The organism is Bacillus sp. RO2, assembly GCF_012911845.1.
Classification (GTDB): domain Bacteria; phylum Bacillota; class Bacilli; order Bacillales; family Bacillaceae_I; genus Sutcliffiella_A.
The window spans coordinates 13,359-35,703 of sequence record NZ_JAAXCU010000034.1; the positions used below are offsets into that span (position 1 = coordinate 13,359).

At 41.6% G+C, this 22,345-nt stretch carries 20 protein-coding genes, 1 tRNA gene and 1 riboswitch; of the genes, 20 read left to right on the forward strand and 1 reads right to left on the reverse strand.

The genetic code is table 11. The annotated features are described in order from the left end of the window. Positions 1–12 precede the first annotated feature (12 nt). The 5 genes from HF078_RS08310 (at position 13) to HF078_RS08330 (ending at position 6,617) form a co-directional block, all read left to right on the forward strand. Positions 13–786 carry an electron transfer flavoprotein subunit beta/FixA family protein gene (locus HF078_RS08310; protein WP_010195739.1) on the forward strand — a complete coding sequence of 258 codons (774 nt, stop codon included), beginning with the start codon at positions 13–15 and terminating at the stop codon, positions 784–786. Between the two features lie 195 nt (positions 787–981). Next, the gene (locus HF078_RS08315; RefSeq protein ID WP_169290717.1) at positions 982–1,959 is read left to right on the forward strand and encodes an electron transfer flavoprotein subunit alpha/FixB family protein; all 978 of its coding nucleotides are present in this window, start codon (positions 982–984) and stop codon (positions 1,957–1,959) included. Positions 1,960–2,359: 400 nt separating this feature from the next. After that, positions 2,360–2,674, forward strand: a complete 315-nt coding sequence (gene trxA / locus HF078_RS08320) for a thioredoxin (RefSeq protein WP_060664845.1) — start codon at positions 2,360–2,362, stop codon at positions 2,672–2,674. A gap of 345 nt (positions 2,675–3,019) precedes the next feature. After that, on the forward strand, positions 3,020–4,792 hold the full coding sequence (uvrC, locus tag HF078_RS08325; RefSeq protein WP_169290718.1) for an excinuclease ABC subunit UvrC: 1,773 nt from the start codon (positions 3,020–3,022) through the stop codon (positions 4,790–4,792). A gap of 70 nt (positions 4,793–4,862) precedes the next feature. Then, positions 4,863–5,049: riboswitch (Lysine riboswitch) on the forward strand. Positions 5,050–5,375: 326 nt separating this feature from the next. Then, positions 5,376–6,617 carry an aspartate kinase gene (locus HF078_RS08330; protein ID WP_169290719.1) on the forward strand — a complete coding sequence of 414 codons (1,242 nt, stop codon included), beginning with the start codon at positions 5,376–5,378 and terminating at the stop codon, positions 6,615–6,617. 304 nt (positions 6,618–6,921) lie between these two features. Here HF078_RS08330 and HF078_RS08335 read toward each other — a convergent pair whose 3' ends face one another. Further along, positions 6,922–7,353, reverse strand: coding sequence for a YslB family protein (locus HF078_RS08335; RefSeq protein WP_169290720.1), 432 nt, complete (start codon positions 7,351–7,353; stop codon positions 6,922–6,924). A 353-nt stretch (positions 7,354–7,706) separates the two neighbouring features. Between HF078_RS08335 and HF078_RS08340 the strand changes: the two genes are divergently transcribed. The 15 genes from HF078_RS08340 to clpX all read left to right on the forward strand — a co-directional run bounded on the left by HF078_RS08340 (position 7,707) and on the right by clpX (position 21,983). After that, positions 7,707–8,315, forward strand: a complete 609-nt coding sequence (locus tag HF078_RS08340) for a succinate dehydrogenase cytochrome b558 subunit (RefSeq protein ID WP_060664849.1) — start codon at positions 7,707–7,709, stop codon at positions 8,313–8,315. 28 nt (positions 8,316–8,343) lie between these two features. Continuing rightward, on the forward strand, positions 8,344–10,104 hold the full coding sequence (gene sdhA, locus HF078_RS08345) for a succinate dehydrogenase flavoprotein subunit (RefSeq protein WP_169290721.1): 1,761 nt from the start codon (positions 8,344–8,346) through the stop codon (positions 10,102–10,104). Further along, positions 10,104–10,868: a succinate dehydrogenase iron-sulfur subunit gene (sdhB, locus tag HF078_RS08350; protein WP_168863587.1), complete on the forward strand. Its 765-nt coding sequence runs from the start codon at positions 10,104–10,106 to the stop codon at positions 10,866–10,868. The genes sdhA and sdhB overlap by 1 nt, the downstream gene beginning before the upstream one ends. A gap of 409 nt (positions 10,869–11,277) precedes the next feature. Beyond that, positions 11,278–11,742, forward strand: a complete 465-nt coding sequence (locus tag HF078_RS08355) for an acyl-CoA thioesterase (RefSeq protein WP_169290722.1) — start codon at positions 11,278–11,280, stop codon at positions 11,740–11,742. Between the two features lie 117 nt (positions 11,743–11,859). Further along, positions 11,860–12,084, forward strand: a complete 225-nt coding sequence (gene gerE, locus HF078_RS08360; RefSeq protein ID WP_047972062.1) for a spore germination transcription factor GerE — start codon at positions 11,860–11,862, stop codon at positions 12,082–12,084. Between the two features lie 217 nt (positions 12,085–12,301). Next, complete coding sequence (locus HF078_RS08365) at positions 12,302–12,757, forward strand: MarR family winged helix-turn-helix transcriptional regulator (protein WP_063560031.1); 456 nt, start codon at positions 12,302–12,304, stop codon at positions 12,755–12,757. A 9-nt stretch (positions 12,758–12,766) separates the two neighbouring features. Then, positions 12,767–13,576 carry a glutamate racemase gene (gene racE, locus HF078_RS08370; protein ID WP_169290723.1) on the forward strand — a complete coding sequence of 270 codons (810 nt, stop codon included), beginning with the start codon at positions 12,767–12,769 and terminating at the stop codon, positions 13,574–13,576. Positions 13,577–13,718: 142 nt separating this feature from the next. Beyond that, on the forward strand, positions 13,719–14,804 hold the full coding sequence (locus HF078_RS08375; RefSeq protein ID WP_169290724.1) for a GerMN domain-containing protein: 1,086 nt from the start codon (positions 13,719–13,721) through the stop codon (positions 14,802–14,804). Positions 14,805–14,898: 94 nt separating this feature from the next. After that, positions 14,899–15,642, forward strand: a complete 744-nt coding sequence (gene rph, locus HF078_RS08380; protein WP_169290725.1) for a ribonuclease PH — start codon at positions 14,899–14,901, stop codon at positions 15,640–15,642. Positions 15,643–15,662: 20 nt separating this feature from the next. After that, positions 15,663–16,265, forward strand: coding sequence for an XTP/dITP diphosphatase (locus HF078_RS08385; RefSeq protein WP_169290726.1), 603 nt, complete (start codon positions 15,663–15,665; stop codon positions 16,263–16,265). A 10-nt stretch (positions 16,266–16,275) separates the two neighbouring features. Then, on the forward strand, positions 16,276–16,779 hold the full coding sequence (locus HF078_RS08390) for a metallophosphoesterase (RefSeq protein ID WP_169290727.1): 504 nt from the start codon (positions 16,276–16,278) through the stop codon (positions 16,777–16,779). A 321-nt stretch (positions 16,780–17,100) separates the two neighbouring features. Continuing rightward, positions 17,101–17,177, forward strand: a tRNA-Arg gene (locus HF078_RS08395). A gap of 528 nt (positions 17,178–17,705) precedes the next feature. Continuing rightward, positions 17,706–18,710 carry a tetratricopeptide repeat protein gene (locus HF078_RS08400; protein ID WP_169290728.1) on the forward strand — a complete coding sequence of 335 codons (1,005 nt, stop codon included), beginning with the start codon at positions 17,706–17,708 and terminating at the stop codon, positions 18,708–18,710. A gap of 218 nt (positions 18,711–18,928) precedes the next feature. After that, complete coding sequence (gene tig, locus HF078_RS08405) at positions 18,929–20,215, forward strand: trigger factor (protein ID WP_169290729.1); 1,287 nt, start codon at positions 18,929–18,931, stop codon at positions 20,213–20,215. A 499-nt stretch (positions 20,216–20,714) separates the two neighbouring features. After that, on the forward strand, positions 20,715–21,983 hold the full coding sequence (gene clpX, locus HF078_RS08410) for an ATP-dependent protease ATP-binding subunit ClpX (protein ID WP_148987816.1): 1,269 nt from the start codon (positions 20,715–20,717) through the stop codon (positions 21,981–21,983). The last annotated feature ends 362 nt before the right edge of the window (positions 21,984–22,345 follow it).

A 22,345-nucleotide genomic window follows, 5' to 3' on the forward strand; every position in this document is an offset into this window, starting at 1 on the left:
GGAGGTACTGTGATGAATATTTTTGTTTTATTAAAAAGAACATTTGATACTGAGGAAAGACTAACCGTTTCAAATGGCAGCATAAATGAAGATGGTGCAGAATTCATTATCAACCCTTACGATGAGTATGCGGTAGAGGAAGCAATTCAAGTTAGAGACACGCATGGCGGGGAAGTAACTGTTGTGACAGTAGGTTCTGAAGAGGCAGAAAAAGAACTTCGTACGGCTCTTGCGATGGGTGCTGACAAAGCAGTGTTGATCAACACAGAAGATGACGTAGAAAACGGAGATCAATTTACAACGGCGAAAATCTTGGCTGAATTCTTAAAAGATAAAGATGCAGACTTGATTATCGGCGGTAACGTAGCCATTGACGGTGGTTCCGGACAAGTGGGGCCTCGTGTAGCGGAATTATTGGATATTCCTTACGTAACCACCATCACAAAGCTAGAAATCGAAGGCGGAAAAGCTACTATCGTGCGCGATGTTGAAGGAGATTCCGAAGTTATTGAAACATCCCTTCCATTGCTTGTAACAGCACAACAGGGATTAAACGATCCGCGCTATCCATCTCTACCTGGAATTATGAAGGCAAAGAAAAAGCCTCTTGAAGAATTAGAATTAGATGATTTAGACCTTGATGAAGATGATGTAGAAGCGAAGACAAAAACGCTTGAAATCTACCTTCCTCCGAAAAAAGAAGCAGGTCGAGTGCTTCAAGGTGAGTTGGATGCGCAAGTAAAAGAATTGGTTTCCGCATTAAGAAACGAAGCGAAAGTAATTTAATAAGTGATAGAAACTTTTAGCGTTTGATTGGAGCAGATGGCGTAGACTCCGACGGGAGGTAGCACTTAGGTGAGACCCCGCAGGAGGCCTGAGGATGCTCAGCAAGTGCCCCGCGGAAAGCGAAGCCAGCTGCGGAAATCAATAGCCTCATTTAATAGGGATTAAAGATAGATACATGGACAGGAGGAGACAAACATGGCAAGAAAAGTATTAACATTAGCAGAAGTGCGTGATTCCGCATTACGTAATGTTTCATTTGAAGCAATTGCAGCAGGAAAAACAGTAGCAGAAGGTGGCGAAGTAGTTTCTGTACTAGTTGGGGAAGGCGTAGGATCCCTTGCTCAAGAACTGATTGCTTACGGTGCAGACCGTGTTGTAACAATTGAACACGCTAACTTGAAAGCGTACACATCTGACGGTTACTCTCAAGCTTTAATGGCAGTCATTGATTCCGAAAACCCAGAAGGAATTATTTTTGGACATACAGCTTTAGGAAAAGACTTGTCCCCTAAATTGGCTTCCAAATTAAATTCCGGCTTGATTTCTGATGCTACTGAGGTGGAAGAGGTTGGTGGAAACTTAGTTTTCACAAGACCAATCTACTCTGGAAAAGCATTTGAAAAGAAAATCGTAACAGATGGCGTCATTTTTGCAACAGTACGTCCAAACAACATTGCATCTCTTGAAAAAGATGAGTCACGTTCAGGTGACGTTACTTCTCTTGATGTTGATGTGAAGGATCTTCGCACAATTATTAAAGAAGTCGTTCGTAAAGCTACAGAGGGTGTAGATCTTTCCGAGGCGAAAGTAGTGGTAGCTGGTGGTCGTGGAGTAAAATCTGAAGAAGGCTTCGAGCCACTAAAAGAATTGGCAGACGTACTTGGAGCGGCAGTTGGTGCTTCCCGTGGAGCGTGTGACGCAGACTATTGTGATTACTCTCTGCAAATCGGTCAAACCGGTAAAGTCGTAACTCCTGACCTTTACATTGCTTGCGGTATCTCCGGAGCGATTCAGCATCTTGCTGGTATGTCCAACTCCAAAGTAATCGTAGCGATCAATAAAGACCCAGAAGCAAACATTTTCAAAGTAGCTGACTACGGCATCGTCGGTGACCTGTTTGAAGTGGTTCCGATGTTAACAGCTGAATTTAAAAAGCTATTGGTGACGAACTAAGCTTAAATCAACAAACAGCCAGGCACGTGAGGTGCTTGGCTGTTTTGATGTGATGGATTGAATAAGGGATAACCTAGCTGGTGATTGGAGCAAATGCGTAGACTCCAGCGGGGGAGTAACGGTAGCTTGAGACCCCGCAGCGCAGCGAGGAGGCTCAAGCACCGTCCCGCTGAAAGCGAAGCCATTTACGGAAATCACCAGCGGTGTTTCTAGGGATTTTAGTCTTAAATAAAATGGTCGAAAACGGGTAAACCTATAACGAAGCAAATAATTAGCAACACTATATCGTAGATGCTATACTTTATCTATAGTAAATCTCTGAAAGATTTTCCATCTGTCAGAGAACACATTAACAGCATATATTGTTAACTGTGAGATAAAAGCTTAGGAGGAATTTATTATGGCAATTACAAATGCAACTGACCAAAACTTTACACAAGAAACTAGCGAAGGCTTAGTTCTTGCAGATTTCTGGGCGCCTTGGTGCGGACCTTGTAAAATGATCGCTCCAGTTCTTGAAGAATTAGATCAAGACATGGGTGACAAAGTGAAAATCGTAAAAGTTGATGTGGATGAGAATCAAGAAACTGCTGGAAAATTCGGCGTAATGAGCATCCCAACTTTACTTGTTATCAAAAACGGTGAAGTAGTAGACAAAGCAGTAGGTTTCCAACCGAAAGAAGCTTTGGCTGAACTATTAAACAAGCACGCTTAATGCGTTTTGGAAAAAAGCCCGGTCCTGTGACCGGGCTTTTTGCGTATGTTGAGGCTTACTAATAGGGGAAAGTCGCGGTTATCGAGAAAACTATGGATATATCAAGAAAAGTCAGAGGGATATCAAGAAAATATGTAATATATCAAGAAAACTAAGGGGGATATCAAGAAAACTCGGAATATATCAAGAAAACTTAGGAATATATCAAGAAAACTCTCTCAATCCATGCTAGCCCCCCAGTCCCAACCCCTCTCTCTCAATCCTAATACTTCCAAATGGAACATACGTACGAAACAAGGTATAATAGATTACATACAATAAATCTTGGTTGGGAGGAAAAATACATTGAACGAATCATTAAAAGAAAAACTTGCCATACTGCCTGACCAACCGGGATGTTACCTGATGAAGGATCGTCAAGGAACCATCATCTATGTCGGAAAGGCAAAGGTGCTCAAAAATCGTGTCCGCTCTTATTTTACAGGTAGCCATGATGGAAAAACACTCAGGCTCGTAAATGAAATTGTGGATTTTGAATATATTGTGACTTCCTCCAATATTGAAGCGCTGATACTGGAACTGAATCTTATCAAAAAACATAACCCAAAATACAATGTCATGCTGAAAGATGACAAACGTTATCCTTTTATAAAAATTACAGCGGAAAAGCATCCTCGTCTTTTAATCACCCGCAAAGTGCAAAAGGATAAAGGGAAATATTTTGGACCGTACCCCAATGTTCAAGCGGCAAATGAAACGAAGAAGCTGCTAGACAGAATCTACCCACTTCGCAAATGCATGACACTTCCAGACAGGGTATGTCTCTACTATCACATGGGTCAATGCCTTGCACCATGTGTGGAACATGTATCTGAAGAAACGAACAAGCAAATGGTGGATGGAATTGTCCGGTTTCTTAACGGCGGATATAAGGAAGTCAAAAACGAGCTTACGGATAAAATGATAAAAGCCTCTGAGAACCTGGAATTTGAACGGGCGCAAGAGTTCCGGGATCAAATCATCAACATTGAAGCAACAATGGAAAAGCAGAAAATGGAGATGAATGACTTTGTCGACAGGGATGTTTTCGGATTTGCTTTTGACAAGGGATGGATGTGTGTTCAGGTCTTTTTCATTCGTCAGGGTAAACTGATTGAACGAGATGTATCGTTATTCCCAATTTACAACGAACCGGAAGAGGATTTCTTAACATTCCTCGGGCAGTTCTATTCTAAGCAAAATCATTTTGTACCAAAAGAAGTCATGCTTCCTAGTCAAATTGATTTGCCGGTTGCACAAGAACTATTGCAAACTAATGTGCTGCAGCCGCAACGGGGTAAAAAGAAGCAGCTGGTGGATCTGGCAAACAAGAATGCGAAAGTGGCCCTCGGAGAAAAATTTTCATTGATTGAACGGGATGAAAGCCGAACGATTAAAGCTGTCGAAAATCTCGGGGAAATCCTGGGCATCATGACCCCGCACCGCATAGAAGCGTTTGATAACTCGAATATCCAAGGGACGGATCCTGTTTCTGCGATGGTGGTATTTATTGATGGAAAACCAGAGAAACGAGAATACCGGAAATATAAAACCAAAAGCGTACAAGGACCTGATGATTATGAATCCATGAGAGAAGTAGTCAGAAGAAGGTATACCCGTGTGCTAAAAGAATCTTTACCGTTACCGGACTTGATTGTAATCGATGGTGCCAAAGGCCATATGAGTGCTGTAAGGGACGTCCTTGAAAATGAACTGGATTTATTTGTTCCAATTGTCGGCCTTGCCAAAGATGATAAACATAGAACGAGCAACCTTCTTGCAGGCGAAGACGCAATGATCGTTCCGCTCGAGAGGACGAGTCAGGAGTTTTATCTTTTGCAACGAATTCAAGATGAAGTCCACAGATTTGCTATTACCTTCCATCGTCAAATTAGAAGTAAAAGTGTTTTTCAATCAATTTTGGATGAAATCAGTGGAGTTGGCGCGACAAGAAAGAAAGCGTTGATGAAGCACTTTGGATCAGTTGCAAAAATGAAAGAGGCAACGGTGGAGGATATTCAAGCTGCCAAAATACCGAAAGCAGTAGCTGAAGAAATTTTTAAAAAACTTCGCGAATAGGTGTTGAAAGGATTCATATTGTCTGATATAATCACTATTAATTTCATAATGTGCCACTTCAAATCGATGAAGTGATGATAGAGGTGCGAACTTCAAAAGTATGTAATCGGAGAAGAAAGAGCTTCCGAGATGATTACGGAAAGGGGAGGATCGCCGAAGTAAAAAAAAGTCTCTTTTTCTTTTTTTTACTGGTTCTGCGTTTAAGAAATGTAGGACTGTCAGGTTGTCTTTGTGCTGCCTGGAGAGCTATCTCACCGCGTGAACGGATTCTTTATTTTACCAATCACAGCAATGAGACCTTAGCTCATTGCTGTTTTTTTATTTCCTTAAAAAAGCTGCTATGGCTAAATGCGTACTGAGAACTATCTAACATTATGATGAGACTACAGATTCTGTAAATAAAATCAGTAACTTAGCTGTTGATTGTAGCACAGTGCGGAGACTCCCGAGGGAGAAAGCGCTAGGTGGAGACCCCGCAGGCTTGCCGAGGAGGCTCTCGTCAGCCCCTGGGAAAGCGAAGTCCGGTGCAGAAAATCAACAGCGGCGTTTAACGGAACTAACTAATGAAAAGGGAATGGTGCACATGTCAACGATTGTTGTACAGAAATTCGGAGGAACATCAGTGGGCTCGGTTGAACGAATTCAGCACGTAGCAAGTCGAGTCATCAATGAAGTGGAAAACGGACACAAAGTGGTTGTCGTCGTATCAGCGATGGGCAAAACAACCGACGAACTGTTAACTCTAGCAAATGCAATTAATCCTCACCCTAGTAAGCGCGACATGGATATGCTTTTGACAACAGGAGAACAAATTACCATCTCCCTATTGGCTATGGCTTTGCAAGTTAGAGGTCATGAAGCAGTATCCCTAACAGGCTGGCAGGCAGGAATCCGTACAGAGCCAGTACACGGAAACGCAAGAATCACGCATATTGAAACAGATTTGTTAAAAAGCTACCTGGATTCAGGAAAAATTGTCATTGTTGCCGGCTTCCAAGGAATCACTGCTAATAATGAGATTACGACACTAGGCCGTGGCGGCTCGGATACAACTGCGGTTGCATTAGCTGCTGCTTTGAATGCGGAGAAGTGTGATATTTATACAGATGTGACGGGAGTATTCACGACTGATCCTCGTTTTGTGAAAGGTGCAAGAAAGCTTGCGGCAATTGCATATGATGAAATGCTCGAACTGGCCAACTTAGGTGCAGGTGTGCTTCACCCGCGTGCGGTTGAATTTGCAAAAAACTATGGCGTACAGCTGGTTGTACGATCCAGTATGGAAGAGGAAGAAGGAACGATCATTGAGGAGGAAGTATCCATGGAAAAAAATCTAGTTGTCAGAGGAATAGCATTCGAAGACCAAATCACCCGAATTACGGTATGTGGCTTGCCAAATGAACTACATACATTATCCACCATTTTCACGACATTAGCTCAGCACAGTTTGAATGTGGACATTATCATTCAAACTAGCATGGATAAAGATACTACGAATATATCATTCTCTGTTAAAACAGTGGACGTAAAAGAAACAATAGAAGTGTTAGAGCAACATCAAGGGCGTCTAGGGTTTACGGGTATCGAGCAGGAGAGCGGTTTGGCGAAAGTTTCTATCGTTGGATCCGGTATGGTATCAAATCCTGGAGTCGCAGCAGAAATGTTCCAAGTCCTTGCTACAGAGGGCATCCATGTGAAAATGGTAAGTACATCGGAAATTAAAGTTTCTACGGTGGTGGATGTTACAGAGATGGTTCGTGCGGTTGAGGCACTTCATGTGGCATTTAAGCTAGGAGAAGAGTCTGTTGAGAGAGTATTAAGCTAATTGAATAGTAGTTTTTGTTTGTGGAATGCCCTTTTCCTGGTGGAAAGGGTACTTTTTTTGTGGGTTAGGGGGTGCGATGTGGTGTTTACTTTCCGTAAATTACAAATACGAGCCAAACGGCCCAAAATACTTTCCGTAAATTAAAAATACGAGCCAAACTCACCCAAATACTTTCCAAAAATAAAAAATACATGCCGTTCGACAAAAAACGACATGTTCTATCAAATTGCCACCCGTAAGGCAGTATAACCCCCAAACCTAGCAACCTAGTTCAGGCGGAATCACCCTGGAGGCAGCAACATCATCATTTATCCCACTGTACCGTAATCAGTATCTCTTTTTTCTTTTTTTGTTCTTCAATCGCTTCCGCAGTTTTGCCTTTTAGACGTTGGATTTGCTCGGCAAGAAATCCCGCTTCAAGTTGGAAAGTGGCGTCTTTATTCAAATCAAGGCGGCGCGTTACCATTTCCCCGCGGATCACGTACTTAACTTCATGCTTGTTCTGTTCCAATAATTCAAGCTCTCCCCAGCCTGCTTCTCTAAAGAATTGGCCAATTCCCTCTTGAGTATCAATGGGAAACTTGCGTGCGAGCTGTTTTCCTGCCCAATAGATGACCTGGGTATGATCTTTCCCCAAAAGGTCAGGTAGAAGCATATCGCGGATCAGTTCGTACCCGAAGATAGGGACTTGAATTTGTGTGTCCATCACTTGTTGTTGGTTGTTCGATTCAGTCATTTAGTTCCCCTCTTTCTCTATGTTCATTATATACCATCCAACCGTGTTAATAAATGAAACGTATGGAGTATTTTATTCTATTAATATATTTTTATATTTTTCTGAAAATTAAAGGTGTGTAGAAGTATTTTTAAAAGTGCAATTTTTGGTCGCGTTTTCTTGACGCTTCACATATAGGGGAGTAAAATAAATATGTCACATATTTGTCGATAAATCTGCAAAGGCTTTCATTTTATTGAAAGTTTAAAAAACAAGATGGAGAGTTCAATGATTTTTTACTATAATAGATAGTGAAAAAAAGAACTTACAAAACATCTAATCTATTTTCTTACTTGAAAAAAGGGGGTTAAGTGATGGCAACTGAACGTGAATTTTTACTTCGTAGGCTCCACTCGTTACTAGGAGTCATTCCTGTTGGTCTTTTCTTGGTTCAGCATTTGGTGATCAACCACTTTGCGACAAAAGGGCCAGAATCATTCAACAAAGCGGCACATTTTATGGAAAGCTTGCCGTTCCGTTATGCACTAGAAATTTTTGTAATTTTTCTTCCAATCTTATTCCACGCTATCTACGGCTTATATATTGCTTTTACAGCAAAAAACAATGTAAGCAAGTATGGATTTGTTCGTAACTGGATGTTTATGCTTCAACGTTTTACAGGAATCGTTACATTAATTTTTATCGTATGGCATGTATGGGAAACGAGAATCGCAGCTGCACTTGGTGCGGACGTTAACTACAACATGATGGCAGACATCTTATCTAGTCCGTTCATGTTCTGGTTCTACCTTGTTGGGGTAATTGCAACAATCTTCCACTTTGCAAATGGACTTTGGTCTTTCTGTGTAAGCTGGGGAATTACAGTAACTCCTCGTTCTCAACTTATTGCAACCTACGTTACAATTGGGATTTTCTTTGCATTATCTTTCGTAGGGGTACGTGCAATTCTAGCATTCGTTTAATCAGCAACTATTAAGGAGTGAGTTACATATGAGTAAAAAAGTTATCGTGGTCGGCGGTGGACTTGCGGGCTTGATGGCAACCATCAAAGTCGCTGAAGCCGGTGTACCAGTTGATCTATTTTCATTAGTACCAGTTAAACGTTCTCACTCAGTTTGTGCCCAGGGTGGAATTAACGGGGCAGTAAACACGAAAGGAGAAGGGGATTCTCCTTGGGAACACTTTGACGATTCCGTATACGGAGGAGATTTCTTAGCAAATCAGCCTCCAGTAAAAGCAATGTGTGAAGCGGCACCTGGAATCATCCATCTTTTGGACCGCATGGGAGTTATGTTCAACCGAACTCCTGAAGGATTACTAGATTTCCGACGCTTTGGTGGAACGCAGCATCACCGTACAGCTTTTGCAGGAGCAACAACAGGTCAGCAGCTGTTGTACGCATTAGACGAGCAAGTTCGTCGCCACGAAGTATCTGGTCTTGTAACGAAATATGAAGGCTGGGAGTTCTTAGGTTCTGTTATCGATGACGAAGGCGTTTGCCGCGGAGTTGTCGCACAAAACCTTACAAGCATGGAGATTGTATCATTCCCTGCAGATGCTGTTATCATGGCAACTGGTGGACCTGGTATCATCTTCGGTAAATCTACAAACTCTGTTATCAACACAGGTTCTGCAGCATCCATTGTGTATCAGCAAGGTGTTTATTACGCGAATGGTGAGTTCATTCAGATTCACCCGACAGCCATTCCTGGAGATGACAAGCTTCGTCTGATGAGTGAGTCTGCTCGTGGAGAAGGCGGACGTGTATGGACATATAAAGACGGTAAGCCTTGGTACTTCCTTGAGGAAAAATATCCGGCTTATGGTAACCTTGTTCCACGTGACATCGCAACACGTGAAATCTTTGACGTGTGTGTTAACCAAAAGCTTGGTGTTAACGGTGAAAACATGGTGTACTTGGATCTTTCCCATAAAGATCCAAAAGAATTGGATATCAAACTTGGTGGAATCATTGAAATCTATGAAAAATTCATGGGAGACGATCCACGTAAAGTACCAATGAAAATCTTCCCTGCTGTTCACTATTCCATGGGCGGAATCTGGGTCGATTATGACCAAATGACCAACATCCCTGGACTATTTGCTGCAGGTGAGTGTGATTACTCTCAGCATGGTGCAAACCGTCTTGGAGCGAACTCCTTACTATCTGCAATCTATGGTGGTATGGTAGCTGGTCCAAAAGCAGTTGAATATATGAATGGATTGGAAAAATCCACAGATTCCCTTTCTTCCTCTCTTTTCGATCGCTATGTAAAAGAAGAAGAAGCAAAGTGGAACAAGATCATGACAATGAACGGTACAGAGAATGCTTATGTGCTTCATAAAGAGCTTGGAGAGTGGATGACAGACAACGTAACAGTTGTACGTTACAACGACAAGCTGAAGCAAACAGATGAGAAAATCCAAGAGCTACTTGAGCGTTATGATAATATCAACATCCACGATACAGCAAAATGGAGCAACCAAGGTGCGGCGTTCACACGTCAGCTTCAACATATGCTTCAGTTAGCTCGTGTTATCACAATCGGTGCATACAACCGTAACGAAAGTCGCGGAGCGCACTACAAACCGGACTTCCCAGAACGTAATGACGAGGAATTCCTAAAAACGACAATGGCGAAATTCACAGGTCCTAAATCTGCACCTGAATTCTTCTATGAAGATGTAGATGTAAGCTTGATTCCGCCGCGTAAGCGTGACTACTCTAAGAAAAAAGGGGGTAAAGAATGATGGCTGAACAAACTAAAACTGTAACGTTTAAAGTGAAGCGTCAAGATGGTCCCGAGGGAACCCCTTATTATGAAACTTTTGAATTACCTTACCGTCCTAACATGAACGTAATCTCAGCACTTATGGAAGTTCGTCGAAATCCTGTCAATAAAGATGGAAAAGAGACAACTCCTGTAAACTGGGATATGAACTGTTTGGAGGAAGTATGTGGTGCGTGTTCCATGGTCATCAACGGCAAGCCGCGTCAATCCTGTACGGCGCTTGTGGACCAATTAGAGCAACCTATCGTTCTTGAGCCGATGAGCACATTCCCTGTTGTTCGTGACCTTCAAGTGGATAGAAGCCGCATGTTCGATTCCTTGAAAAAGGTAAAAGCATGGATTCCAATCGATGGCACATACGATCTTGGACCTGGTCCTCGTATGCCAGAGAAAAAACGTCAATGGGCTTATGAGCTTTCCAAATGTATGACATGTGGTGTGTGCTTGGAAGCATGCCCGAACGTTAACAGCAAGTCCGAGTTCATCGGTCCGGCACCACTTTCCCAAGTGCGTCTATTCAATGCGCATCCAACTGGGGAGATGAACAAGTCTGAACGTCTAGAAGCAATCATGGGAGACGGAGGCCTTGCAAACTGCGGTAACTCACAAAACTGTGTGCAGTCTTGCCCGAAAGGTATTCCTCTTACTACATCTATCGCTGCGCTTAACCGCGACACGACGGTTCAGATGTTCAGAAACTTCTTTGGTTCCGACCAAGGCTAAAAAATTATCAGAACGCCTCTTACCTAAAAGGGGCGTTTTTTTACAAAAACATATGTTTGAAAATTCAGAATGGTCTAAATGACGGATGATCTCCGTTCCAGGCGCTTCGCTTTTCTGCGGGCGGTCCGGGAGCCTAATCGGCAAGCCTGCGGGGTCTCCCCTGTCCTTTCCTCCCGCAGAAGTCTGCGCGCCTTCCATTTCATAAGAATAATTTTATAGCTAAAGTAGTTTCCCCTGTTGACTGAAGTGCAAGGTGTGAGACTCCTGCGGGGGATAACGGTAGCTTGAGACCCCACAGGCGAAGCCGAGGAGGCTCAAGCAGCGTCCCGCGGAAAGCGAACACCTGGAACGAAAGGAAACAGGAGTTATACCAAACAAATAAATATTTTTAACTAGGGAGGAACAGGTTATGAAAAAAACAGCTTATATAGAAGATTTGCAACAATGGATGAATGAGTTCTCATTCAGTCATGGAGTAAAAGTGAGATTTTCCGAGACTGATATGTTCGGCCATCTGAACAACACAGTACCATTTGTTTATTTTGAGGAAGCTAGAATAGAATTTTTCAAAAGCCTTGGCTTTATGCAAGACTGGACACAGGCAGGAAGCAACACCATCCCAGTCGTAGCGGATCTGCAATGCGATTTCCTGCAGCAAGTTTATTTTGGAGAAGAACTGGAGGTTTACGTGAAAGCACAGCAAGTAGGAACCTCTTCTGTTGATCTGCATTACCTAGGTAAAAAGGGGAACGGCGAGCCTTGTTTTGTTGGAAGAGGACGTATGGTACAACTTAATAAGCACACTGGAAAAGGGGAAGCTTGGAGTGACGAACAACGAAATCTCTTCCTTTCCCGAGAAACATTGAAAAAATAATAAGAAATCCGACTAAATACATGTAACTCCCGCCCTCCTTCTAACATATTATACCATGACTAAATATACACCCATCCGCTAGTTCAGCTCTGGCTAAGGCAAGGAGGGTTACAATTATTGAAGGAGAAAGAGTTTCAACCAAAGCCATTGCTTACCAAAAGAGAAAGAGAAGTATTTGAGCTGTTAGTTCAGGATAAGACAACCAAAGAGATTGCTGGTGAGTTGTTTATCAGTGAAAAGACGGTTCGGAACCACATTTCAAATGCTATGCAAAAGCTGGGAGTGAAGGGGCGTTCCCAAGCAGTTGTCGAGCTTCTTCGCATGGGAGAATTAGAGCTTTAACTTAAACCGCCGACTATCTTCTAACCATACAGTTATGAGTGGTAGTCGGTTATTTACCTATGAAGAAACCCAAGTATTTCTATGTGGGTAAATATGATTATAAGCCTTTACATCTTGCATTTTATATGAAAACATAAGAAAATATACTTAACTGACACAATGACTACATGACATCTATGTTCAGATAAAAAGAAAAAGGGAAGAAAGAGGGTCGGGAATGACAAATCAGAATGAAGCAGTATTGCAGGATCCGCAATTAGTTGCAGATATTGAGAAATCATTGAGATACATAGCGACTTTAGTAAAACAAAAAGGTCGCGAAATATTAAGCAATTACACGATTACCCCTCCACAGTTTGTTGCGTTGCAATGGCTTTTAGAGGGTGGAGATATGACAATTGGCGAATTGTCTACAAAGATGTATTTAGCTTGCAGTACGACCACTGACCTTGTGGATCGTATGGAAAAGAATGAACTTGTTCAACGTGTGAAAGATCCTAACGACCGCCGAGTGGTACGAATTCATCTTTTAGAAGAGGGAGAGCGCATTATCGCGGAAGTAGTAAAAAAACGTCAGGACTATTTGCAAAACATACTAAAGAACTATTCCAAAGATGAAATTTTCATGTTAGAAAAGTGTTTAGCACGATTACATCTAGAAATGAAAGAATGAGGGATTTAGTTGCAAAGACCAATTGGAGTTATTGATTCTGGTGTTGGCGGGCTGACAGTTGCAAAAGAAATTATGCGTCAGTTGCCGAAAGAGCGCATTATTTACTTAGGAGACACAGCGCGTTGCCCATATGGACCAAGACCTGTTGATGAAGTTCGTCTCTATACATGGGAAATGACAATGTATTTATTGACTCATGATATAAAAATGCTTGTTATCGCCTGTAACACAGCTACTGCTGTCGTTTTGGATGAGATACGAGAGCAATTAGATATTCCGGTTATTGGAGTGGTGGACCCGGGTGCCAGAACAGCCCTAAAGGTTACATCCAATTATCAGGTTGGTGTGATCGGGACTGTGGGGACGATTAATAGTGGTGCCTATGCCAATGCCTTGAAATCCATTAACAATGAAGTAAAGGTAGAAAGCTTGGCGTGTCCAAACTTTGTACCGTTAGTAGAGAGTGGCGAATTTGAAGGAGAACGTGCAAAGGAAATTGTAGAAGATACCCTTCACCTTTTTAAAGGATCGAAAATAGATACGCTAATACTTGGGTGCACGCATTATCCGCTATTGACGTCTACCATACAGGCTGTAATGGGGGAAGGCATTCAATTGATCAGTTCTGGTGATGAAACAGCACGAGAAGTGAGTACCATCCTCAACTTTAAAAAGCTGTTGAATAAAAAACAACGTACAGAAAATCATCAGTTTTACACAACCGGATCGAAAGAGCTTTTTGAAAAGATAGCAAGTAAGCTTTTTGAACAGCCAATCGAGAATGTAAAGACGATTGTGTTAGATCCGATTGGGATATAAAGAATGTTGAAAACAGGACAGAAACTTTTCGTCCTGTTTTTTTGTGCTCATTTTTGTGGGACAAAACTTTTTCTAAAGCTCGGTCTATTTTTCGGAATAGCTCGTATACATAGTAGTACAAACCGTCTTAGGAGGGAAACCTATGTCTCATAAAAAAGTGAAATTGACTGCTGCTGCCGTGCTTGCTTCTTCGGTATTGTTATCTGGATGCGGATTATTTGGGGGTGACGAGCAGGCAGGAAAAGAAGAGGATATTCCGCAAGATGTTTCATATGTAGATGATGCTGCGAGTGAAACTGGTGCTGAGAATGAAACAAATGGTGAAGAAACGGATGGGGAAGAGGCAGCTGTTTCAGAAAATGTGCAAAGAGAATTATACTTAATTGATAGTAATGGATATGTTGTTTCGCAAACATTGGAGCTCCCAAAAACCAATGAAGTGGCGAAGCAGGCATTAGAATACTTAGTTGCCGGAGGACCGGTGGATGAATTGCTTCCAAATGGCTTTAGAGCCGTGTTACCTGCTGGGACGGAAGTGGATGTGAATCTTAAAGAAGACGGAACCATTGTTGCCGACTTCTCAAAAGAATTTGCTAATTATGATGGTGCAGACGAACAAAGAATTCTGCAAGCCATAACTTGGACGCTGACGCAGTTTGAAAATGTGGAAAAAGTCCAAATCATGGTGAATGGACATGAGCAAACAGTAATGCCAGTAAATCAAACACCAATTGGTGACGGTGTCAGCAGAGCGAATGGAATCAATTTTAATACTGCTGAAGCGGTAGATCTAATGAGTTCACGTGCTGTAACATTGTACTTTATGGCGGAGAGCAGTAACGGAGAGCCGTATTATGTACCTGTAACATCACGTCTAAGCTTGGAAGGTAAAGACAAATTTTCTGCGATTGTAGATGCGCTGATAAATGGTCCTTCCCATACTTCAGGTTTAACAAATGACTTGTCGAATGAAGTGGCACTTCTGGATGAGCCGGTTCTGGTTGATGGCAATTTGGTATTGAACTTTAATGAGGCTATCCTTGGCCTTGAAGGAAGAATTGTATCAAAATCCATTGTTGATTCGCTGGTTCTGACATTAACAGAACAAACAGGAGTTGAAAGCATTGCGATTACTGTCGATGGAGAAGGCGACTTGATGGCGACAGATGGAACAAATATTTCAGAGCCTGTCGCACGCCCTGAAAAAGTGAACACAGGCAGGTTTTAACGTGTGAAATTTGCTATACTAAGGAAAGAATGATTAGAAGAGGTGCTATGCTGCCTCTTCTTTATTTTATTGGAGACAAAAGGAGCTTGTAAGAATGTCGAGATCAGATGGTAGAGAGCAAAATCAATTAAGAGCGGTTGAGATAATTACGGACTACATCACACATCCTGAAGGATCGGTATTAATTTGTGTAGGGAACACAAAAGTAATTTGTTCGGCCACGATAGAAGACAGAGTACCCCCTTTTATGCGCGGCGGGGGAAAAGGGTGGATAACAGCCGAGTATTCCATGCTTCCTCGGGCAACCGAAAAAAGAACGATGCGGGAGTCCACTAAGGGCAAGGTAACCGGCAGAACGATGGAAATCCAGCGACTGATCGGCAGAGCTCTCCGTTCTGTTGTAGAGTTGGACAAAATAGGCGAAAAAACCATCTGGATTGACTGTGATGTCATTCAGGCGGACGGAGGCACAAGAACGGCGTCTATCACAGGGGCATTTGTAGCGATGGTCCTTGCTTTTCAAAAGCTAGTCGAAGCAAAGAAGATAACAAGTCTGCCTATTACAGATTTTTTAGCAGCAACATCAGTTGGCGTTATGGAAGATGGCCAAGCTTTACTTGATTTAAACTACATAGAAGATTCCACTGCCCAGGTGGACATGAACGTCATTATGACCGGCTCTTTGGATCTGGTTGAACTGCAAGGAACGGGAGAAGAAGCAACTTTTACAAGAAAACAGCTAAATGAACTATTGGACTTGGCTGAAGAAGGCGTATTACATCTTGTTGAAGAGCAAAAGAAAGTGTTGGGAAAAATTGGCACAAAGTATCATTGGTAATGGAAAAGGAGAAAATAAAGATGACTGAAATAATTATCGCAACAAATAACCCTGGGAAAGTAAAAGATTTTGAAGTGATTTTGGAACCAAAAGGATTCAAGGTGAAATCACTTGCTGATTTTCCAGAAATACATGACGTGGAAGAAACAGGTATAACTTTTGAAGAAAATGCTTTATTAAAGGCAGAGGCGGTGTCAGCACACCTTGGAAAGATCGTGCTTGCAGATGATTCTGGCCTTGAGGTAGATGCACTAAATGGTGAGCCAGGTGTGTACTCAGCACGTTATGCGGGTATGGAAAAGGATGATAAGAAAAATATTCAAAAGGTACTTCTGGGGATGGAAGGGGTTACGGATGAAAAACGTACGGCCAGGTTTGTTTGCGTCCTTGCAGTTGTAGATCCTTCTGGTGAAAAATTTACTGTTCGCGGAACGTGTGAAGGAACCATTGCCACAGAACCGATTGGAGAAAATGGATTCGGCTATGATCCTATTTTTTATGTGAAAGAAAAACAGAAGACGATGGCCCAACTCTCTAAGGAAGAAAAAAGCGAAATTAGTCACAGGGGAAATGCTATTAAAGAGTTAACCAATCAGTGGGAGTTGCTTTCCCGCAAAAATTAGGAGTGGAAGCATGAAAGTTTTAATTGTTAGCGACAATCATGGACAAGCAGAGGTGCTACGGCAAATAAAAGCCCGTCATCAGGGGGAAGTGGATTTATTCATCCATTGTGGGGATTCTGAACTTCCTTCTACAAGCGAAGAAATGAAAGGCTTTTATGGAGTAAGGGGAAACTGCGATTTTGACGATGATTATCCTCAACAATTAACAAAGGAAATCGGCAACCAACGACTTTTTGCTACACACGGCCATTTGTATCAGGTGAAATCTTCTTTGTTGCCCTTAAAGTATGCTGCTGAAGAAGAAAGTGCAAATATTGCATGTTTCGGTCATTCTCATATTGCAGGGGCAGAATATTTTGATGGGATCCTCTTTATCAACCCAGGCAGCATTGAACTTCCGCGTATGACACGGAATAAAACGTATGCTATACTAGATGCAAAAGAATCATGTTATTTTGTACATTACTATAATGAAAAGGGAGAAAAACTTTCTTCCCATACATTCGAGAAGTGACAAGAGAGAGGGGATTCCTCTCTCTCTATTAAAGAAGAACAGCTACTTAAAATTATTTAAGAAAAGTTTTTTAAAAACTGTTGACTTTAATGTATGTATCTCATATAATAAATCTTGTCGCTGCTGATAATTAGTAAAAATTTCTTGTCGGTAAGTACATAAGTTAATTTTGTACCAGTAGCTCAGCAGGATAGAGCACGATCGAATAAGCTGCCTGAATCAACTTCAGCGTACCGATTTTGGATACTTCCTGAGTTATCCTCCCAGCAAAATTGGGACGACGGTATGAAGAAAAACTAAATTTATCCTATTTTTAATTTTGTCCCAGTAGCTCAGCAGGATAGAGCAACGGCCTTCTAAGCCGTGTGTCGGGGGTTCGAATCCCTCCTGGGACGCCACTTATTTAAAAACACTATGTGCATTTTTATGAACACTTTCTATGAAGAGTGTTGATGAAAATGAGGGCATGGTGTTTTTTTGTTATTGTTTAGATTTATAGGGGGGATAGGAATTGTCTATGTTCCCGAAGTACCGTAACAGAAGGACAAAAGGTCAAATAGAAGCGTTCTATATGCCCGAATCGTGGTAACAGAAGGACAAAAGGTTAAATAGAAGCCTTCTAAATTCCCGAAGCACCGTAACAGAAGGACAAAAGGTCAAATAGAAGCGTTCTAAATGCCCGGAGCGCGGTAATAGAAGGACAAAAGGTCACATAGGAGCGTTCTATATGCCCAAAGCACGGTAACAGAAGGACAAAAGGTTAAATAGAAGCAGTCTATATGCCGGAAGCTCTCCACTAAAACCACAAAAGGTCATTTAGAGACTCTCCCAGCGTCCGGATCTCCACCCTTTCACTTGTGCTCCCCTCCAAACATTGATAAACTTGTTTCAAATATTTTCACAATAAAAATAGGACGGCTATACATATGAAAAAACCAAAAAAGATAGTGGAGTTTCCTAATCTAAAACAACGACTGCTGGAAAAAGCGATGCAAACGATGAAAGAGAAAAAGTTTTCCGAGGCGTTGGAACTCTTTGAACAGGCCCGGGAGAATGACTATGCCTATGCGGAAGTGGAGCTTGGCATGGTAGTTTGCTATATGGAACTTGGTCAATTAACAGAGGCAAAAAACCGTTGCAAGAAAATGCTCCGCGAAGATGTTGGTGATTATTTTCATGTGCTTCAGATATACATAACGATTCTCATCCAGTTAAAAGAGTATGCAGAGGTCAAATCCACAATTGAAGCAATCCTTGAAGAAGATAAGCTGCCTGCACAATATGCACAAAATTTCTATCAGCTCTTGGAGTTTGCAAGAAAGATGCTGCCTTCAGAAGAAAATGAATCAATGGAACTAGATTATAACGAACATGAGGATGAACTGTTTTTGCTACATGAAGGGAATGTCCAAAAGCAATATGAACTCATCCAATCGTTGAAACATCGCAACATTCGTCCGCTTATCCCTGAGATTCAACAATACTTAGAGGATGAACTAAAGCACCCTGTCCTCAAAACCTTCTTGCTGCACATACTTATAGAACAAGGCTGGGACAAGGAAACAGAAGTAAGCAAAATGGGGCAACGAACCACCGTTGTTCCATCCAATTTAAAAAGTGGTGAAGAAGATCCTTTCTTAAACAAAATCATTTCTATATTGGAAGATAAAGTGGAAAGTGAAAACCCCACATTATACGAAGGTTTAAAAGAAATGCTTGTCCGAATACATACTGTTCAATTTCCTATGCCATTCACACCAAACAAACCGGAAGTATGGGCAGCTGGCTTGCATAGAGCCGGGGTGGAACTGTTTGGTTTGGAAGCAAACGACGAAGAGTTGGCAGCGCAATACCACGTTTCTGCTTTAGAAGTGAAGTCAGTCACACGGGAAATCAATAAGCTTGAAGATTTTTCATATTTACGATTATGAGGCTATGTGTTGAACTCATCTGGGATTATGTTATAATGTAAGGGTTGTAAACTGTATATACGATATAGGTTCTTAGAGTAACCTCTTGTAACAAGGGGTGTTTAAGACTGTGTACTTGCAGCAAAAATGTAGAAAACAACAACCACCATGTGTGGTTCATCAGATTAGATAGTGTGTAATCATTATCTTTTTTGAAAATAGATGTTGGAGGGAAAATTATGTCTGCTAAATGGGAAAAGTTAGAAGGTAATCAAGGTGTATTAACAGTTGAAGTTGATGCGGAAACGGTTAATAATGGTCTTGACGCAGCATTCAAAAAAGTAGTTACAAAAGTTAACGTACCAGGTTTCCGTAAAGGGAAAATTCCTCGTGGAATGTTCGAACAACGTTTTGGTGTAGAATCTTTATACCAAGATGCTCTTGATATCATTCTTCCAACTGCTTATTCTAACGCAGTTGTTGAAACTGGAATCGAGCCTGTGGATCAACCAGAAATCGACATCGAAACAATCGCTAAAAACGAAAAGCTAGTATTCACAGCTAAAGTGATCGTAAAGCCTGAAGTTAAACTTGGCGAGTACAAAGGATTAGAAGTTGAGCGTCTAGACGCTAACGTTACGGACGAAGATGTAGAAGCTGACTTAAAAGGCCTTCAAGAGCGTCAAGCTGAGCTTGTTGTAAAAGAAGAAGGAACTGTTGAGAACGGCGATACAGTTGTAATGGACTTTGAAGGATTCGTTAACGGTGAAGCATTCGAAGGCGGAAAAGCGGAGAACTATTCTTTAGAAATCGGTTCTAACACGTTCATCCCAGGTTTCGAAGAGCAATTAGTAGGTCTTGCAGCTGGAGCGGAGAAAGAAGTAGAAGTTTCTTTCCCTGAAGAGTACCACGCTGAAGAGCTTGCTGGTAAGCCTGCAGTTTTCAAAGTAACTGTACACGAGATCAAAACAAAAGAACTTCCTGCACTTGACGATGAGTTCGCGAAAGATGTAGACGAAGAAGTTGAAACGCTTGAAGAGCTTAAAGCGAAAACTAAAGCTCGTCTTGAAGAATCTAAGAAAACAGAAGCTGACAACCACCTACGCGACACGCTAGTGGACAAAGCTGCTGCTAACGCAGAAGTGGAAATTCCAGAAGCAATGGTAAAAACTGAAACAGACCGCATGGTTCGTGAATTCGAACAACGCCTTCAAATGCAAGGTATGAACATGGAGCTTTACTTCCAGTTCTCTGGTCAAGATGAAGAAGCTCTTCGCACTCAAATGAAAGAGGATGCAGAAAAGCGTGTGAAAATGAACCTTACGCTTGAAGCAATCTCTAAAGCTGAAAACATCGAAGTTACTGATGAAGAAGCTAACGAAGAGATCGAAAAAATGGCTGGCATGTACAACATGTCTGTTGACCAAATCAAGCAAGCATTAGGTAGCTTGGAAGGTCTTAAAGAAGATTTGAAAATCAGAAAAGCAATTGATTTCCTTGTAGAAAACAGCAAAGATGTTGCATAATAGAGAATAAGAGACAAGGCGCGACTTGATCGTGCCTTGTTTTGTACCATCTAGACCTATTTTAAAAGCTCTGTTAATGAATACTGTTAATACCAAAAAGTTTTATTGCTGTTATTCTAACATAGGGCGTAGACTCCTTTGGGAGGTAGCGGTTAGAGGAGACCCCGCAGGCAAAGCCGAGGAGGCTCAGCAAGCGCCCCGAGGAAAGCGAAGCCCGGTGCGGAAATCACCAGCGGTGTTTAACAGACCTTTTTAAAAGTAAAGTTTTCCGCTTTTTCCATTCATCACTGTGTTAGTAAAATGAATTCATGGATACAATAGTACGGACCCATCTTTTAAAATATCCATACATAACCAAAGTATTATTATTAGAAATGTTAGGCTAAAATGTGGTAAAATGCAGTACATAACTATTTTTTAAAAGTGATGAGATTTTCTCATTTTATAGGAAACCAGCCGATGGATGGGAAAAGAGAGAAATGATAAGGGGTGAAACAATTTGTTTAAATTTAATGACGAAAAAGGACAATTGAAGTGTTCTTTCTGCGGGAAAACACAAGATCAAGTTCGTAAACTTGTAGCAGGTCCAGGCGTATACATATGTGATGAATGTATTGAACTTTGTACGGAAATCGTAGAAGAAGAGTTGGGTACAGAGGAAGAAGTAGAATTTAAAGACGTTCCAAAACCAAAAGAAATTCGTGATATTTTAGACGAATATGTTATTGGTCAGGAGTCTGCGAAGAAATCTTTATCTGTTGCGGTGTATAACCACTATAAGCGTATTAACTCTAACAGTAAGATTGATGATGTAGAGCTTGCAAAGAGTAATATTGCCATGATCGGACCAACTGGTAGTGGTAAAACTCTTCTTGCTCAAACACTTGCAAGAATTCTGAATGTACCATTTGCGATTGCAGATGCGACTTCCTTAACAGAAGCTGGTTATGTTGGGGAAGATGTAGAAAATATTCTGCTAAAACTGATTCAAGCTGCTGATTATGATGTAGAGAAAGCGGAAAAAGGTATCATTTACATCGATGAAATTGATAAAGTAGCGCGTAAATCTGAAAATCCGTCCATCACTCGTGATGTATCTGGTGAAGGTGTACAGCAAGCGCTATTGAAAATTCTTGAAGGTACTGTAGCAAGCGTTCCTCCTCAAGGTGGGCGTAAGCACCCGCATCAAGAATTCATCCAAATCGATACGACCAACATCCTATTTATTTGCGGTGGTGCATTTGACGGAATCGAGCAAATCATCAAACGCCGTCTAGGTAAAAAGGTTATCGGTTTCGGTACTGCGGAAACAAAAGCGGATGATTTAGAGCAAAAAGAATTGCTTGGAAAAGTATTGCCGGAAGATTTACTTCGTTTCGGTTTAATTCCGGAATTCATCGGACGTCTTCCAGTTACAGCGAGCTTAATGCCGCTTGATGAGGATGCTCTAATTGAAATCCTTACAAAACCTAAGAATGCACTTGTAAAGCAATATCAAAAAATGCTTGATCTCGATAATGTGGAACTTGAGTTTGAAGATGGTGCATTATCTGAGATTGCGAAAAAAGCAATTGAGAGAAAAACTGGTGCACGTGGATTGAGATCTATCATTGAAGGACTCATGCTTGACGTGATGTATGAACTGCCTTCTCGTGAGGATATCAAGAAGTGTGTGATTACAGCTGAAACGGTTGCTGACAATGTAGCGCCGAAGTTAATTTTAGATGATGGGTCTGAGTTGAAACAAGACGAAAAGACTTCTGCATAACCACAAAAAAGCACTTTCCTACGGGAGAGTGCTTTTTTGAATGAAGAAACACATAAACACCGTTGATTTCCGTTCCAGGCGCTTTGCTTGCCTGCGGGCGGTCCGTGAGATTCCTAACAATACTTCATTGCCACTTAAAACTTATATCATATAATACTTGGAAATTTGAGCTGTTGATTGGAGCAAAAGGCGAAGACTCCTGAGGGAGATAGCGCTAGGTGGAGACCCCGCAGGAGTAGCCGAGTTATCATGAACGAAACTAGCTCCTTACTCGTAAAATCGTAGGTTAATTTGGTTAGAATGTTTACTGGAAAAACCAAACCAAATCAGAGCTACATTACGGAAGGAGCTAGTTATTATGA